The organism is Colwellia sp. MB02u-6 (genome assembly GCF_014077095.1).
GTDB lineage: Bacteria > Pseudomonadota > Gammaproteobacteria > Enterobacterales > Alteromonadaceae > Cognaticolwellia.
In genome coordinates this window covers 64,683-78,912 of the sequence record NZ_JACGVG010000038.1, presented here as the reverse complement: position 1 = coordinate 78,912, position 14,230 = coordinate 64,683, and the positions used below count along the sequence as shown (strand labels likewise).

At 35.9% G+C, this 14,230-nt stretch carries 14 protein-coding genes; 7 read left to right on the top strand and 7 right to left on the bottom strand.

Annotated elements, in window-relative coordinates; genetic code table 11:
* Positions 1-30 precede the first annotated feature (30 nt).
* Positions 31-930: a LysR family transcriptional regulator ArgP gene (locus H4J46_RS15305; protein ID WP_182234374.1), complete on the bottom strand. Its 900-nt coding sequence runs from the start codon at positions 928-930 to the stop codon at positions 31-33.
* Between the two features lie 154 nt (positions 931-1,084).
* On the opposite strand from H4J46_RS15305, the gene H4J46_RS15300 reads away from it, so the two are divergent.
* Positions 1,085-1,705 (top strand): LysE/ArgO family amino acid transporter, encoded by a 621-nt coding sequence (locus H4J46_RS15300; RefSeq protein ID WP_182234372.1) that lies wholly within the window; start codon positions 1,085-1,087, stop codon positions 1,703-1,705.
* Here the strand turns inward: H4J46_RS15300 and H4J46_RS15295 are convergent.
* The gene (locus tag H4J46_RS15295) at positions 1,702-2,043 is read right to left on the bottom strand and encodes a Fis family transcriptional regulator (RefSeq protein WP_182234370.1); all 342 of its coding nucleotides are present in this window, start codon (positions 2,041-2,043) and stop codon (positions 1,702-1,704) included. The genes H4J46_RS15300 and H4J46_RS15295 overlap by 4 nt on opposite strands.
* A 1,321-nt stretch (positions 2,044-3,364) precedes the next feature.
* Here H4J46_RS15295 and H4J46_RS15290 point away from each other — a divergent pair.
* The 3 genes from H4J46_RS15290 to H4J46_RS15280 all read left to right on the top strand — a co-directional run bounded on the left by H4J46_RS15290 (position 3,365) and on the right by H4J46_RS15280 (position 6,732).
* Complete coding sequence (locus H4J46_RS15290) at positions 3,365-4,738, top strand: hypothetical protein (protein ID WP_182234368.1); 1,374 nt, start codon at positions 3,365-3,367, stop codon at positions 4,736-4,738.
* A gap of 348 nt (positions 4,739-5,086) precedes the next feature.
* Entirely contained in the window at positions 5,087-5,353 is a 267-nt protein-coding gene (locus H4J46_RS15285; RefSeq protein ID WP_182234857.1) for a hypothetical protein, read from the top strand.
* 209 nt (positions 5,354-5,562) lie between these two features.
* A complete protein-coding gene (locus H4J46_RS15280; protein ID WP_182234366.1) occupies positions 5,563-6,732 on the top strand; it encodes a hypothetical protein in 1,170 nt (389 codons plus the stop codon).
* Positions 6,733-6,813: 81 nt separating this feature from the next.
* Here H4J46_RS15280 and H4J46_RS15275 read toward each other — a convergent pair whose 3' ends face one another.
* Complete coding sequence (locus tag H4J46_RS15275) at positions 6,814-7,074, bottom strand: hypothetical protein (protein ID WP_182234364.1); 261 nt, start codon at positions 7,072-7,074, stop codon at positions 6,814-6,816.
* A 596-nt stretch (positions 7,075-7,670) separates the two neighbouring features.
* Here H4J46_RS15275 and H4J46_RS15270 point away from each other — a divergent pair.
* Together H4J46_RS15270 and H4J46_RS15265 are read left to right on the top strand one after the other, a co-directional pair.
* Positions 7,671-9,506, top strand: a complete 1,836-nt coding sequence (locus H4J46_RS15270) for a GNAT family N-acetyltransferase (protein ID WP_182234362.1) — start codon at positions 7,671-7,673, stop codon at positions 9,504-9,506.
* Between the two features lie 121 nt (positions 9,507-9,627).
* The gene (locus H4J46_RS15265) at positions 9,628-10,551 is read left to right on the top strand and encodes a histone deacetylase family protein (protein WP_182234360.1); all 924 of its coding nucleotides are present in this window, start codon (positions 9,628-9,630) and stop codon (positions 10,549-10,551) included.
* A gap of 114 nt (positions 10,552-10,665) precedes the next feature.
* Here the strand turns inward: H4J46_RS15265 and H4J46_RS15260 are convergent, their stop codons facing one another.
* The 4 genes from H4J46_RS15260 to H4J46_RS15245 form a co-directional block, all read right to left on the bottom strand.
* Complete coding sequence (locus H4J46_RS15260) at positions 10,666-10,956, bottom strand: DUF6172 family protein (RefSeq protein ID WP_182234358.1); 291 nt, start codon at positions 10,954-10,956, stop codon at positions 10,666-10,668.
* Positions 10,957-11,364: 408 nt separating this feature from the next.
* The gene (hpf, locus tag H4J46_RS15255) at positions 11,365-11,700 is read right to left on the bottom strand and encodes a ribosome hibernation-promoting factor, HPF/YfiA family (protein WP_182234356.1); all 336 of its coding nucleotides are present in this window, start codon (positions 11,698-11,700) and stop codon (positions 11,365-11,367) included.
* Positions 11,701-11,835: 135 nt separating this feature from the next.
* The gene (locus H4J46_RS15250) at positions 11,836-12,786 is read right to left on the bottom strand and encodes a DUF808 domain-containing protein (RefSeq protein ID WP_182234354.1); all 951 of its coding nucleotides are present in this window, start codon (positions 12,784-12,786) and stop codon (positions 11,836-11,838) included.
* Positions 12,787-12,854: 68 nt separating this feature from the next.
* Positions 12,855-13,199: a YajD family HNH nuclease gene (locus H4J46_RS15245; RefSeq protein WP_182137552.1), complete on the bottom strand. Its 345-nt coding sequence runs from the start codon at positions 13,197-13,199 to the stop codon at positions 12,855-12,857.
* 221 nt (positions 13,200-13,420) lie between these two features.
* Here H4J46_RS15245 and H4J46_RS15240 point away from each other — a divergent pair, with 221 nt between their 5' ends.
* The gene (locus H4J46_RS15240) at positions 13,421-13,951 is read left to right on the top strand and encodes a DUF962 domain-containing protein (protein WP_182234352.1); all 531 of its coding nucleotides are present in this window, start codon (positions 13,421-13,423) and stop codon (positions 13,949-13,951) included.
* The last annotated feature ends 279 nt before the right edge of the window (positions 13,952-14,230 follow it).

Sequence of the window (14,230 nt, the reverse complement as noted above, 5' to 3'; positions counted from 1 at the left end):
CTATTTCAGATAACACTGAATATTAGCAAATTATTGATTATTTAGCGCGTATTGTGCACGGCTAATTATTGCGCTTGAAAGCTGCTTAAACACCCCTTTCAATAATACCCAATGATGCCAGTAAAGTGTTCTAATAATTGGGTTTTCTGGCATTAAATTGATCAGCTCTCCCGATGCAAGTTCTGCTTGTATTTGCAATTTAGGGATCAAACAATAGGCTAAACCTTGTTTGGCAAAATTAACAAAGGCTTCTGAAGAGCGTACGGTGTGACACGGGTATGAACCACCTTTTAAACCAAAGGTTTGTTCAATATATTTAATATGCATATCATCTTTTTGATCATAAGCAACCGCGGGAGTTCTTACCAAGGTTTGTTTATTAATCCCTTCAGGAAAGTAGCTTGCAATGAAGCTTGGCGCGGCAACTAATAAATAGTGCATATCGCCTAGTTTTTCTAATGTACAGCCAGGTAAAGCATGATCATATGTACTAATCGCACCAATAACCTCACCATCTTTCAAATAATTAATGGTTCTATTTTCATCAGCCAATCGAAAATTTACCGCTAGGTTATATTGATGACTAACGTCACCGACTGCTGTAATTAACCATGTGGCTAAACTGTCAGCATTACTGGCGATATTGGCGGTAATGGTTTCATATTTTTTATTACCTGAAATATCAGGAATAATGTCTTGTTCAAGTAATTTTACCTGTTGATAATGGCCAAGTAATTTTTTGCCAATAGCAGTTGCCACTATCGGCTGTGCCCGAATTAATACCGGTTGGCCTATAATTTGCTCTAAACTTTTAATACGCTGAGACACGGCAGATTGTGTGATAGCTAATACCGATGCCGCTTTGTCAAAGCTTTGCTCATTTAGTACCACGCTCAATGCATGCAATAACTTATAATCTAACAAGACCATTTATCTCTTGATGTTAACAACATTTATTACTAATGCTAGCAAAAAAACATTAGCAAAACTAATTAAAGATTAAAATCATTAATTATACTTATGATTTTTTTTTCTTTAAATTATCCATAACGACTCAGCACAACATGAAATTTTAGGAGAAAAAATGTTTTCCCCCCTACTGCAAGGCCTTTTTTTAGGGGCCAGCATGATTATACCTATTGGCGCGCAAAACTCCCATATCCTCAATCAGGGAATTAAAAAAAATCATCACTTTTTAGCCGCTTCAATTTGCATGCTTTGTGATGTTACCCTTATTGCATTAGGAGTGTTTGGTGGCGCACAGCTTATTGCGACATCGCCAACCTTGGTAACAGTAATTTCTTGGGCAGGTATTATTTTTTTACTGGCTTATGCTAGCTTGTCATTTCGCCAAGCATGGCTTAATAACAGTACCAGTGAGCCAAGTTCAGCCGATAAAGTAAACAAGAAACCTGGTTTGGTTATTGTTTCAACGTTAGCGGTAACACTGTTAAACCCACATGTTTATCTTGATACAGTATTGGTATTGGGCAGTGTTGGCGGACAATTTCAAGGTAATGAAAAAATCGCTTTTGCACTCGGCACTATGTTGGCATCTATGCTGTGGTTTTATAGCTTAGCTGGAGCGGCAGCAAAAATGTCACCTTGGCTTAACCAAGCTAAGGTGAAAAGAGTTATTGATATGCTTGTTGGATTAATCATGTGCGCCATCGCATGGTCATTATTTAATAGCCTAGCGATTTAAGACAATCTTTTATGCCAATTTCCAGCGTGATACAGCGTACAATTTTCTTCGCTATCTAATTCTATTTGGTTTTTAACACTGTTAAGCTTTATGCCAATATCTGCCAAGCTATCGGCTATTAATAACGCTAGGTGCTTGCTATTAGATGACTTTAGATAACTGGCTAATTTTTTATTGCTATCAAAAACACAAACAACTTTTAGACTGTCTGGAAAATTATCGAAATTAACGGTATGGGTTAACCACTCAAAGCCGTCAATTTCTTCTAGCGCTGATTGGCATACTTCGGTTAACGACTTTATTATTTGATTGTCTATTTTCTTATCTGATTTACGCATTATTTATTAACATTACCTTTAAACTTTATCTTCGATGAATACACTTTCTATAATACCACTTTGATTAAGTTTTTGGTCTTGTTGTAAGCAGAGATATTAAAATAGCTTTTAAGCAAGGTAAACTACCATCATTATTATTAAGCTTTGAAGATCTACCTTTAGCAACTTGGGTTAAATTTAAGATATCTGGTGGGTTTATATTGTCTAAACTAATTCGTATATTGATTAAGTATAATGTTGAGTCACTAATGCAAAAGTTTTTCATTCGATATAACTTAAGGCTAAACGGTTTAATACTTCTATTTGAGCGCTAATATTACCGATTTTATAACCGTGCACAGCCATTTTTTTCAAGTAAAATATGGCATTAGAATAATCGCCACGAATAAAAAAACATCTAGTTAATGTGCTCAAATGAGCCCATCAGTAAACTGTCCTTTTAACCTAAATTAAGGCTAAAATAGCACTGTTAAGGTGGTTTTTCCATCTAGCTAATTACCGTCATTGATTTTTAACTTAGCGATATAAGCATAAGTGGTTACTTGCAAGCTAAAGTATACTCTTGCGTCGACTTAGTTTAACAACTATTCAACAAAAAACGATTGTTATCACTAGTTAAATACTGTGATTTTTTCAATTCAGCATAATTTTCTGTTGGTGTTTTGGCGTATACTTTTGTCACTAAAAAAGCCACCAAAAGTAAGGTAGTAATAATGGTGAGGTTAAGTAGAGTGATTCTTCTAGTTAAGGTCATATTATAAATTCCATTTTTGACAAAGATCCAATGTTTGAATAAAGTTTAACTTACTATTGTCATAAAAGTATAAAACTTGTACTTTTATTTGAAAGCGTTATTTAATGATATAACTCAAAGTAACTCCGCTTCAGGCCTCTTACTTTAAAACGCCCCAGCGTAATAATTAATTTTGGCTACCAAACAGTAAATATCAATTATTAAAGTTTACTATTTAAAGTGTACTAAATGATCGTTCATGACAGTTAAAAGACCATCAAAAAAGTATCAAAAAAGTAACCAATGCCATATATTACCCATGAGCAGTATAAACTCAAATTTTTCAAGCTATAACTAAGTTAATCAAATTTCATATATTAATCACTCATTAATCGCTGAATTTTTTATCACATTTAGCGAAGTTATAAATATAATATTCATCTTAAAGCTAAAAATTTGTCCTTAAGATAACGTATAGTAAAAACGTTCAGCAATTAACGCACTTTATGATGAGATTACTCATCAAAGTAAGACATAGTGAATTGATTCAGGCTTGGTAATAAAACCGACAAGAAGTGAAGGATAGAAGTGAATAACGCTAAACTCACCCAAGACGAAAACCTTTCCATCAAGGTCAGTTACCAGTTGTTGCCTACTGACCACCAAAGACTCGATTTATACTTTTCTTTACCGGTTGAAATGGGTATTGGCCCTAAAACCCTAGACGAGGAGCATTACTTTCATAGCAGTATAGAAAATCATAGTGCTTATTACTCAGACCAGCTGCACTTACCATTGGTAAGAAGCCGCTTTATTAGCCAAAAAAAAGGTGAGCTAAGTGACTATCGACTTAACCTCAATTTATTTTCTTATCAAATTTTAATTGCCCTTGACACTGATATAAAGCAAACGATTAAACTCAAAGAAAGTAAAGATTTCTATCCACAAGCCATTGTACTAGCAGAGTTAATTTCTGGTTTATTAAAAAAACTAAGACGATATACACCATCGGATAAAAAGCTTAGTCCATTTTTTCAAAATGCTGACAATTACCTTAGTTGGCAAGTGGAGCAGTCATTTTTAAAGTTGCTATCTCGAGGACCAAAAAGTAGTGACTTTTCCACTGAAAGAAACTTCTTATTTGCGCTATGTCGCAGTGAAAATGAATACCGTGCAACCAATAAATATAATTCAGAAGTTACCTTAGCTGACCCTAACCGAATCACCAATAAAATGCGTTTACTGCAACGGTTAATCGAATACGGCGTAGTACTGCAAAAAGAAATGAAAAGCCTCAATCGTAATTTAAAACGTATTGTACGTGGCACAGTTACAGCGATTATTATGGCTTTTGTGATGTTGTTAGTGCTAAATGCGCGGGCAAACTTTACTGAAGTCACTATTGCCTTAGTAGGCATGTTAGGCATTGTTTATGGTTTAAGGGAGATATTTAAAGACGATATAACCCGTGTTATTTGGCGTAGCATTCAAAAAGGCTTACCTAAGTGGAGAAATATTTACACAAATAGTGTTAATAAAGCGCGTATCGCTAGTCAAACCATTTGGCTAGAATACATTCGTAATAAAGACCTACCTCAACAAGTTGATAAGTTATTTCAAACTCGGCGTCATCAAAACAAACAAGCGGCACAATTGTTACATTTTCGCAGCGACACTAAAGTTAATGCTAAAAGTTTTTTACCTGGCTATGATGAAATCCAGCAACGTATCTATTTTAATTTAACCCCCTTTATTCGCTTCCTAAAAAAAGGTGAAGGTCGTTTATATTCACTTGATGGCAGTAAAATAACAAAACAAGCAGTTGAACGCCGTTACCAAATTAATGTCGTATTAATGCAAACAGACAAAATAGATTTGCAACAAATACAACGTTTTAAGATCACACTGAATCGCTCGACCATTATTAATATTGAAGCCATGAAAATAGATGACGACGATTAATAGCGACAAACTAACGGTCAAACTAAGAGATTAGACTAGGTATTGTTAGAGTGAAGAATAAGCATGTAAAAAGTTCTGTGGTGCTCTATTTTTATAATCTACTCAGACTGAATAAAAATTACTATATTGCTGAGTTTAAGATAATGTCTACCTTGCTATTTATGTCACTTGTTAAGCGTTTGTTGCTTTACCTTATGCAAAAAACTGCCTACAATAACTTCGAAATTATCCTAGTAACGCTTATGCCCTTACTACCGGTAAACGACAAGCTGTTTCATGGAACGAAAACGATCCAACCCACGGATAGGGCCAGCATTTTGGATCACCCTCTATAGCTTGGAGTTTCTCATGATTGATTTATTATTTAATATCATTGGCATGTCTGGAACCGTTCTTATCGTTGGCGCATTTATAATGTTACAACTAGAAAAATTAAATCCTAAAAGTTTGGCTTATAACCTAACAAACCTTTGTGGCGCAATATTACTGTTAATTAGCCTGTGCTATAACTTCAATTTGGCGAGCTTTGTTATTGAACTATTTTGGATTGTCGCCTCGGTAATTGGTTTAGTTAAGTATTATAAAAGGTCACCAGAAACAGTAATTACCGACTAACGGTTACTTTTGGCAACAGCAACCTTTGTCTGCTAAGTTTTAAAAATTGAATAGGCAAAGGTTTTCGTTGATTAACCCCCCACATATTGTTTTTTTATACACCAGCTTAGAGTTTATCTCCTAATTTAAGTCTTAGTACTTGTAATAGGTTATTTTACACGTATCATGCCGACCTATTTTTGTTTTTATCATCGGAAAACCCCTGTTTCATGAGAAAATTACTTACCTCGCCAAATGCCATGTCGCTTAGCGCTACCGAACAAACAATTTACCAAAATGCCTTGTCTTTAGTCGCCGATCTCAGCCTTAATTTAATGGCAGTAAAAGTAGAGAGTCATCCAGATAATTTTCTTAACTGGTGCAGAGAGTTATACCGAATTTGCTTACACGACATCAACCAAGATTTATTAGAACCTAGTCAACAAAAACCCTTAAAAAAACTACAAGACACTATGTCAAACGGTGTTAGTGCTTGCCAATTAAAAATGGCCCGTATTATCCCATGGCCAATATTTACTAGTTTTGTACAAGAAAACTCAGGATTACAAGCCTTACCGGAAAGACTTAAACTCTTAAATTATATTGCGACAATACGCTGTAATAAATTAGCTGAAATGATTGATGAAGACCGATTAGTTTTTGCAGGCAAGCATAGCGCTCAGCATGATATTAGTGTTTATGACTTTGATGTTGAATGGTTTGCCGGCACACGCGGAGCAAAAACCTTTCACCAGTTATTAAAGTCTCACCCAAAAGATTTTGATCAAGCGCTTGATCATATTCCGTTAGACGGTGACGTAAGCTTAATAGACTATCAAAACTTTGTTAATGCCTACAAAGCGATATTTGCCAGCCATACTAATGAAGAGAAAGCGCCCTTAAGTGTAGCAACTCGTTTATTGGCTATGCGTCGCCCAGACCAATTTATTGCCCTAAACAGTGGTAAAATAGATACCCTCTCGCAAGGCTTAGGCTTAGTAAAACTCAACAACCAAAGCTTTGATGATTATTGGCATGAGATGATCGAAGCCATTAGAAACACGCAATGGTGGCGCAGTGAAATGCCTAGTGATGAAGTTGAACTTCAGCTTTGGCAAAATCGAGCCATATTAATTGATTTGTTTTTGTTTGCTGACAATTCGTTGGCTCAAAACTCTAACTATATTCGTATGCGTGATAAGCCTAAGAAAATTAAAGTTGGTGTCGCTAAAGCGGTAAAACGTAGTAAAGCGTCAGCCGAAGCTATTGTAGATAAAGCTTTTGAATCAGATGATATTCCTGACTTTATTCTCAATATGCGTAGCACCATAGTGAACAGCGTTAAAGATGGTAAAACCGTTGATCAAGCGATCACCTTAATGCGTAACATTTTTGGTTAGTGCTTACTTTGAGTTCAGCTTACTGAAATTAAATTATTATAAGCCCAATAATATTGGGCTTTTTTATAGTTAAAATATAAACTACTTCTCTATTTTTTTATTTGCCGTTAATTTCTGCTGTTGACCCCGTTCACGGGCCAGTAATAACGTAGTTAAATACAGTTTTGTCGGTAATGAAAAAAGTAAACCAAAGGCAATACAGCAGGCACAAATAATAATACCAGTAACACCCATTTTTGTTGGTAGATCTACATATAAAAGTAAGTAATATCCTACAATAAGTAGCATAATTCCTATCAAAATAAAAAATTTAATTAAACGTACTTGTGCTAATACCGACATAAACCCCCGCTAAGATAAACTAAATTTACTATGCTCAAACAACGTCTGATTTTCTCAAAAGCAAGAACATCATTAAAAGTTTTTCAATAAAACACTATCCACATTACTCGTCTCTGTAAGAGTAACCTAACACTAACAAATATTAATTTATGGTGTTAAAGGTTAAATCGTTCACAAGTGTTATATCAGTATCTATAGTCACTCAACATCAAGATGCACAATAAATAATGACTACTAACTACTGAATTTGTAAAAGTTAGATGTTTTACCCTATTATTTGGCTGGTTATTTAGTCTAATAATGCAGAGACTTTGACTCGGATCAACTAATAACTTAACCTTTAACGCGAAATTATACGAAGCTGACTAATTATTTGATCATTTATACGGGCTATAAGAAAAAATTCTTGGACTTTATTTCACCTTTACTTAATCAGTAGAACAAGCTGTTATTGAATAAAAACCTTGTATTTTGCGGTATTACCTAGGTATAAAGTAGACTCGCTAATCCATAAATTTGCTATTAAACAGATGTAGTTGACATTCTGTGATAAATTAATTGTACCTTGCCCAAACAAAGAGAATTCAGAAACAATTATGCTGATACGCAAACAGCGCCAATCTTCTATAGACTGGTCTAAATACCTCAAATCTGGCAATCGAGTTTTTATTGGCTCTAATGCCGCAGTTCCTAATGCCTTAATTGATAACCTTATTGCCAATAGCGCTGGTTTACATGATATTGAAGTTGTTCATATTTTAACACTTTCAGACAACGTTTGGGCTGATAAAAAGCACCAAGACCTATTTAAGGTCAACGCATTTTTTATTGGTGGCGAAAAAATTCGCACAGCAATTAATGAAGGACGCGCTGATTATACTCCGACATTTTTATCTGAAATTCCAAGGCTATTTAATGAAAATATTTTACCCTTAGACGTCGCCTTAATCATGGTCGGTCCACCCGATGAATACGGTTATTGTTCGCTCGGGGTCACGGTTGATATTGTGCCAGCAGCCATTAAAAAAGCTAAAGTGGTTATCGCACAAATTAACCTTAAAATGCCACGCACTAATGGTCATAGTTTTGTCCATATGAGTCAAATTGATGCCCACATCACCGTTGAACAATATTTACCCGAATTGCCTGAGCCTGAAATTGATCAGGTCACAGAACAAGTAGGTCAATACGTGGCTATGTTAGTAGAAAACGGCGCTACTATCCAAATTGGTATTGGTAAAATTCCATCAGCTGTTTTGCGTTACTTAGCCAACCATAAAGATTTAGGTGTGCACAGTGAATTAATATCTGACGGTATTATCGACTTAATGCTTTCCGGTGTTATCAACAATCGCAAAAAAACCTTTCATAAAGGAAAAACCGTCATCAGTTATTGTATCGGCACTCGCCGCTTATATAAGTTTGTTGATGGTAATCCCCATGTAGAGTTCTACCCGAGCGAACACATTAATTCACCAGTAAACATTGCCCGTAACGACAACATGGTTTCTATCAATAGCGCCATCGAAGTTGACTTAACTGGGCAAGTGGTTTCTGACTCTATCGGCTATTATTTTTATAGTGGTATTGGTGGCCAAGTTGACTTTATTCGTGGCGCTTCACTAAGCAAAGGCGGTAAACCCATTATTGCGCTGCCATCAACGACCAAAGATGGTAAAATATCTCGTATCGTTGCACACATTACCGAAGGTGGTGGCGTAGTAACCTCACGGGGTCATGTGGCTTATGTAGTCACTGAGTATGGTATAGCTTCGCTGCAAGGTAAAAGTATTCGCGAACGCGCATTAGAATTAATTCGTATTGCCCACCCTAAATTTCGTGCTCAACTGCTTAAAGATGTGCGAAAACATTATTGGGTCCCTGAATACCAAGAAAACACGCCAACATCAGTACCTGAACTGGGTAAAGTTGAGATCAAACGTTTCACTTTTGCTGATGCTGAATACTTCCTTAGACCCTTATCGCCTTCAGACGAACGTAAACTACAAGAGTTTTTTTATTCTCATAACCAAGAAACATTAATGATGCGATACAACCATCATATGACACAAATGACCAGAGAGAAGTCTTGTGATCTCGTCAGTGTCAACCAACAGGTTGATTTAGCCTTGTGTTTAACTGAACGAGATGATTTAGGTGAATCTATACAAGGTGTTGCTCGCTATTATTACCTTGAAGCAAGTAATAGTGCTGAAGTTGCTTTTGTTATTAAAGAGAGTAAACGTGGCAAAGGTATGGCAAAAGCACTACTGAGTGAATTAATCGCTATCGCTAAAATGCGTGGTTTAACGCAATTGATAGCTTGTGTGCGACGAGACAATGCTCCTATGTTAAAAGTATTTGAAAATGCAGGTTTTTTAAGAGCACCTTCTCAAGATTATGACGAAGTAAGCTTGGCTTACACACTATAATTAATCAACTTGGTATAAGTACACAACAGAACATTTAAACAACTAACCTACCATTAAGTTATAAATAAGTTATAAATAAGTTATAACTAACTTAATAACTCAGAGATAAAGGAATGTAGATATGACAGTCGGCATAATTAGTCACCACCATTGCTTGACCCATGATATGGGTGAGCATCACCCTGAGGCGCCAGAACGTATGGCTGCTATTCAGGATCAGCTTATTCGTAGTGGTTTGGATTATGTTATTCGACAATTCAACGCAAAACCTATTGATAAAGAACTACTTTATTTAGCACATGACAAAAACTATATCGAATCAATTTTTGCCAATGCCCCGAGTGAAGGCACTTATCATGTTGATGACGATACCATTATGACGCCAGATACGCTTAATGCCGCCTTACTTTCTGCAGGTGCTGCCAAAGACGCAGTAGACTTAGTGATGTCAAAAGAAATTTCATCAGCATTTTGTGCGACTAGACCACCCGGCCATCATGCTGAATATAATAAAGGTATGGGTTTTTGTTTTTTTAACAATGTCGCTATTGCCGCCGCTTACGCCAAAGAGCAATATAAATTAAAGCGTGTTGCTATTGTTGATTTTGACGTTCATCATGGCAATGGTACAGAAGATATTATAAAAAATAAAAAAGGTTATTTATTTTGTTCTACTTATCAATACCCATTTTATCCATTTGAAATTAAAGAAAGTACTACGCCACCCATCATTAACACACCATTAGCTGCGACAGCAAAAAGTACTGATTTCCGACAAGCTATTCTTGATACTTGGCTGCCGGCATTGAATAAGTTTAAACCAGAAATAATATTTATTTCTGCCGGGTTTGACGCGCATATCGAAGATGATATGTCACAAGTGAGTTTAGTTGATGAAGATTATCGTTGGGTAACTGACCAACTTAAAACGCTTGCTGATAAATATGCTCAAGGGCGAATTGTCTCAGTACTTGAAGGAGGATATGCTCTGAACGCTTTAGGCAGAAGTGCGGTCGCACATATTAATGGCTTAATTGGCTATTAGTTGAGATGAAATCACCGCTAGCATTTAGCTTAATTAAACTTGACCTAAAGCGTTTACTTTAGGTCATATCAAGGTCAATAATAACCTTTAAGGCCCTATCAATATCGCTAGTAGCTATTTTTCTTCAAAAGTACGAACCGCTGGTTTAACCAATATTTCAAGATAAAATGCACTTAACTCTGCCGCTACAAGCGTATCAATTTCTTGGCTAATCGCTGTCACATGAATAACGTCAGCTGTTTGCTCTGACTTACCAATTTTACAATCAAAATCCCAATAATCAGCACCTTCAGGTAAATTTTTATTGCGCTCACGTTTTAAATATTTTTTAGCTTCGTGTTTCGCTGACTCAACCATTCTAGCGACTTTAATTTTAGGGTGAGTTAACTCGAATGTTTTTTTCATGAAATTCCTTGGAGGAGATAAAAGTACACTTTATAGTAAATTTTTGTCATATAAAGCCAATATTACTATTTTACGTAAACATTTAAGTAATAGCCATACTTCATCTAATTGTTAGGTAAATAACCTCAAGGGTACCTAAATTTTATATCTTAGTCGATTCAAGTGTACTTTTTCGCAACATTCACAAGCGGGCAAACTAGGGGGTGTCTTGGCATTATTTCATCTGATGTAGGTATAATTAGATGGCTTTAATTCACTAGGGGTAAGAATTGAGCAATATCATCAAGCGCACTCATAGTCAAAAGAAGATATGTTTGAAAGAGGCCTGAATATAAAAAAGGCCGTTTAATAACGGCCTTTGGTTTTTAAGTTTTAGTTTTAGTTTTAGTTAATACTAACTGAATTGATTTAGGGACTTTCAAAAGCGTTTGACTGCTCTACTTCAAACTTCTTTTTTTGCTTAGCAGATAGTACACCTTTACGATGTGCTAAAGCAGCTTCAAGTTTACTCGCTGCACTTGCTATCGCGGCATACAATTCTTTGTCAACTGCGTTAACTGAGACAGTAGCGCCTTCATAAGTGGTAGAAACTTCTAATTTTTGTTGATTGGGCTCTACGGTGATAATGACCTCTAAGGTCATTAAGCTTGGGAAATGTTTAGCAACTTTGGCAAATTTGTTTTCAACTGCTTGGTTAATACCGTCGGTAATTTCAACGTGATGTCCGGAAATAATTATTTTCATATTGCTACCTTATTGGTTGTCTTCAATTATATATTCAGGGCGAAAGTGACAAAATACAATAGCTAAAATTAAATATTTTGTCATATTTACGCTATGCAATTGAAAAGTCTGTATTAAATTAAGATAAACTTAGCTCTACTCTATGTTTAATCGCCTACTTTTCAACCGTGATATTAAGCTAACCAGTGCCAATACTATACCACCGGCGATAATACCTGTGATGCCATTAAGTAAAATCGATAAAATACTTTCAGATAAACTACCAAAATATTGTCCTACCCAAAGTTCAAGGTAATGAAATTGACGACCAAGCCATGAAAAACTATGAACAATAATACCGCCACCAACCAAAAACATCGCAATGGTACCTACCACAGTTAATAGCTTCATTAAAAATGGCGCAAACATCAATAAACAGCGACCCATAGTGCTTTGCAAAGCCTTAAAGTGTCCTGACACCGAGTTTTTCAGCAGATAAAGACCTAAGTCATCTAATTTGACAATACCAGCAACCAGCCCATAAACCCCAACGGTAATGGCTATAGCTAATGTTGAAACAACCAGCACTTGTGTTTGAAACGCCGCTTCTTGTACTGTGCCTAAAGCAATAACCACAATTTCTGCTGAAAGAATAAAATCAGTGCGAATAGCGCCTTTTATTTTTTCTTTTTCAAAAGCCGCTATGTCAATATTTTCATCGTTAACGGCGTTAACTAGTGCTTGCTGTTCATCTGCCAAGGCTTTTTTACTGTAAAGAAATTTATGGGAAAGCTTTTCAAAACCTTCAAAGCAAAGAAATAAGCCCCCAATGACTAGTAACACAGTGATCAGTGGTGGTAAAAAAGCACTAATGAACAAAGCAGAAGGCACTAAAATCAATTTATTGAGCAACGAGCCTTTGGCAACAGCCCAAACCACAGGTAACTCTCTATCAGCCTTAACACCGGAAACTTGTTCGGCATTCAGTGCCAAGTCATCGCCGAGAACACCTGCGGTTTTTTTTACCGCGACTTTTGATAAAATAGCCACGTCATCGAGTACCGTTGCAATATCATCAAGTAAGGTTAATAAACTCGAACCTGCCACCTTAAACTCCTTTTATAAATAGCATTTTACCAAAGCCATTAAATTGCTATTGCACGTTAATTAATCAGTTATTTTTTTAACATCGACTTTAAATTTGCAAACGGGTTATAGGTTGCGGTGTCTTGATTAGTATCACCCGCTTTAATTTCTGTCTGATACTTTGCATGATCGGTATATTTTGCATGCTCATTATCATGGCAGTAAATACAGAGTAACTCCCAATTAGTACCGTCATTTGGGTTGTTTGTGTGATCATGGTCGACATGGTGCACCGTCAACTCTCTGAGATTTGAATATTCAAACGCGCGCGCACAGCGTCCACAAACCCAAGGGTATAATTTCAATGCTCGGTCGCGATAACCTTGCTCTTCGCGTTTATAATTAAGGCTAGAGCCTAATGTATCTGAGGACATAATATTAACTTTTCAGTAAAAAATATCTTTATTGTATGAGTAAGGCAACATAACTGCAATAAGGCAATTAGAATACATTAATTAAGCGCGTTATAAGCTTATCTTATTTATCAAATACTTGGTTAAAAACAATAAATCTTGCCACACCCCCTTACCTGCTCACTTTACTTTTGAGCGATAACTTGCCATGATATTTTATAAAATAAAAATGCGGAACTGTGATGAAAACAGTCGAAGAACAATTATCAAATTATAAAAGTGTGCACTTGAATAAACGTAATATCCACACTCACTTTATTGGCGTGCCACTGATTGTTTGGGCGATTACCGTCTTGTTAAGTTTAAATACTTTTACCCTTGTGCTAGCAGAACAAACAGTTACCTACACACCCGCAATAATACTATTCACTATTACTATGCTGTACTACTTTGCATTACATATAAAATTAGCCATTGGCATGTTGATCTATGTCGCTGTAAACCTATACCTTGCTAGTTTAGTCGCCGATATGGAAAACGTATTATGGCTAGCCATTATAGTGTTTGTTGTGGGTTGGATTATTCAATTTATTGGCCATATCTTTGAAAAAGCTAAACCGGCTTTCTTAGATGATATGATGGGTTTAGCTATTGGCCCTTTATTTTTGATGGCCGAAGTTTATTTTATGCTAGGCTGGGAGAAAAAATTAGCCAATAATATCATCCCCAAAGCCATAGAAAAACGTCGTTTAATAGAGCGATCACAAAAATAATTTAGTCCGTTGCACAGCAAAAATAAGTCAATACAGTCTTGAGAAGTTAACTAGGTTACAAACACTAAAAAGCACTAGCGTAAGCTCCAACTTACAGCAGAGAAAATTAGGGTACAGTTTGTACACCACAGCTATAAAACCATGCCATTTCAAGCTATTTTGAACGCACTGTTAGCGTTAAATCCAATAACGTTAATGCCAGCCCTACCAACAACCCTACCATCATGATCAATCACTACTTTATATCATCCTTTTGCTCAATACATTTTGACTGTTTTA

Bases quoted from the DNA above. Each gene is read 5' to 3' on its own strand.
- H4J46_RS15305 (WP_182234374.1), bottom strand. From the start codon at position 930: ATGGTCTTGTTAGATTATAAGTTATTGCATGCATTGAGCGTGGTACTA.
- H4J46_RS15300 (WP_182234372.1), top strand. From the start codon at position 1,085: ATGTTTTCCCCCCTACTGCAAGGCCTTTTTTTAGGGGCCAGCATGATT.
- H4J46_RS15295 (WP_182234370.1), bottom strand. From the start codon at position 2,043: ATGCGTAAATCAGATAAGAAAATAGACAATCAAATAATAAAGTCGTTA.
- H4J46_RS15285 (WP_182234857.1), top strand. From the start codon at position 5,087: ATGATTGATTTATTATTTAATATCATTGGCATGTCTGGAACCGTTCTT.
- H4J46_RS15280 (WP_182234366.1), top strand. From the start codon at position 5,563: ATGAGAAAATTACTTACCTCGCCAAATGCCATGTCGCTTAGCGCTACC.
- H4J46_RS15275 (WP_182234364.1), bottom strand. From the start codon at position 7,074: ATGTCGGTATTAGCACAAGTACGTTTAATTAAATTTTTTATTTTGATA.
- H4J46_RS15270 (WP_182234362.1), top strand. From the start codon at position 7,671: ATGCTGATACGCAAACAGCGCCAATCTTCTATAGACTGGTCTAAATAC.
- H4J46_RS15265 (WP_182234360.1), top strand. From the start codon at position 9,628: ATGACAGTCGGCATAATTAGTCACCACCATTGCTTGACCCATGATATG.
- H4J46_RS15260 (WP_182234358.1), bottom strand. From the start codon at position 10,956: ATGAAAAAAACATTCGAGTTAACTCACCCTAAAATTAAAGTCGCTAGA.
- hpf (WP_182234356.1), bottom strand. From the start codon at position 11,700: ATGAAAATAATTATTTCCGGACATCACGTTGAAATTACCGACGGTATT.
- H4J46_RS15245 (WP_182137552.1), bottom strand. From the start codon at position 13,199: ATGTCCTCAGATACATTAGGCTCTAGCCTTAATTATAAACGCGAAGAG.
- H4J46_RS15240 (WP_182234352.1), top strand. From the start codon at position 13,421: ATGAAAACAGTCGAAGAACAATTATCAAATTATAAAAGTGTGCACTTG.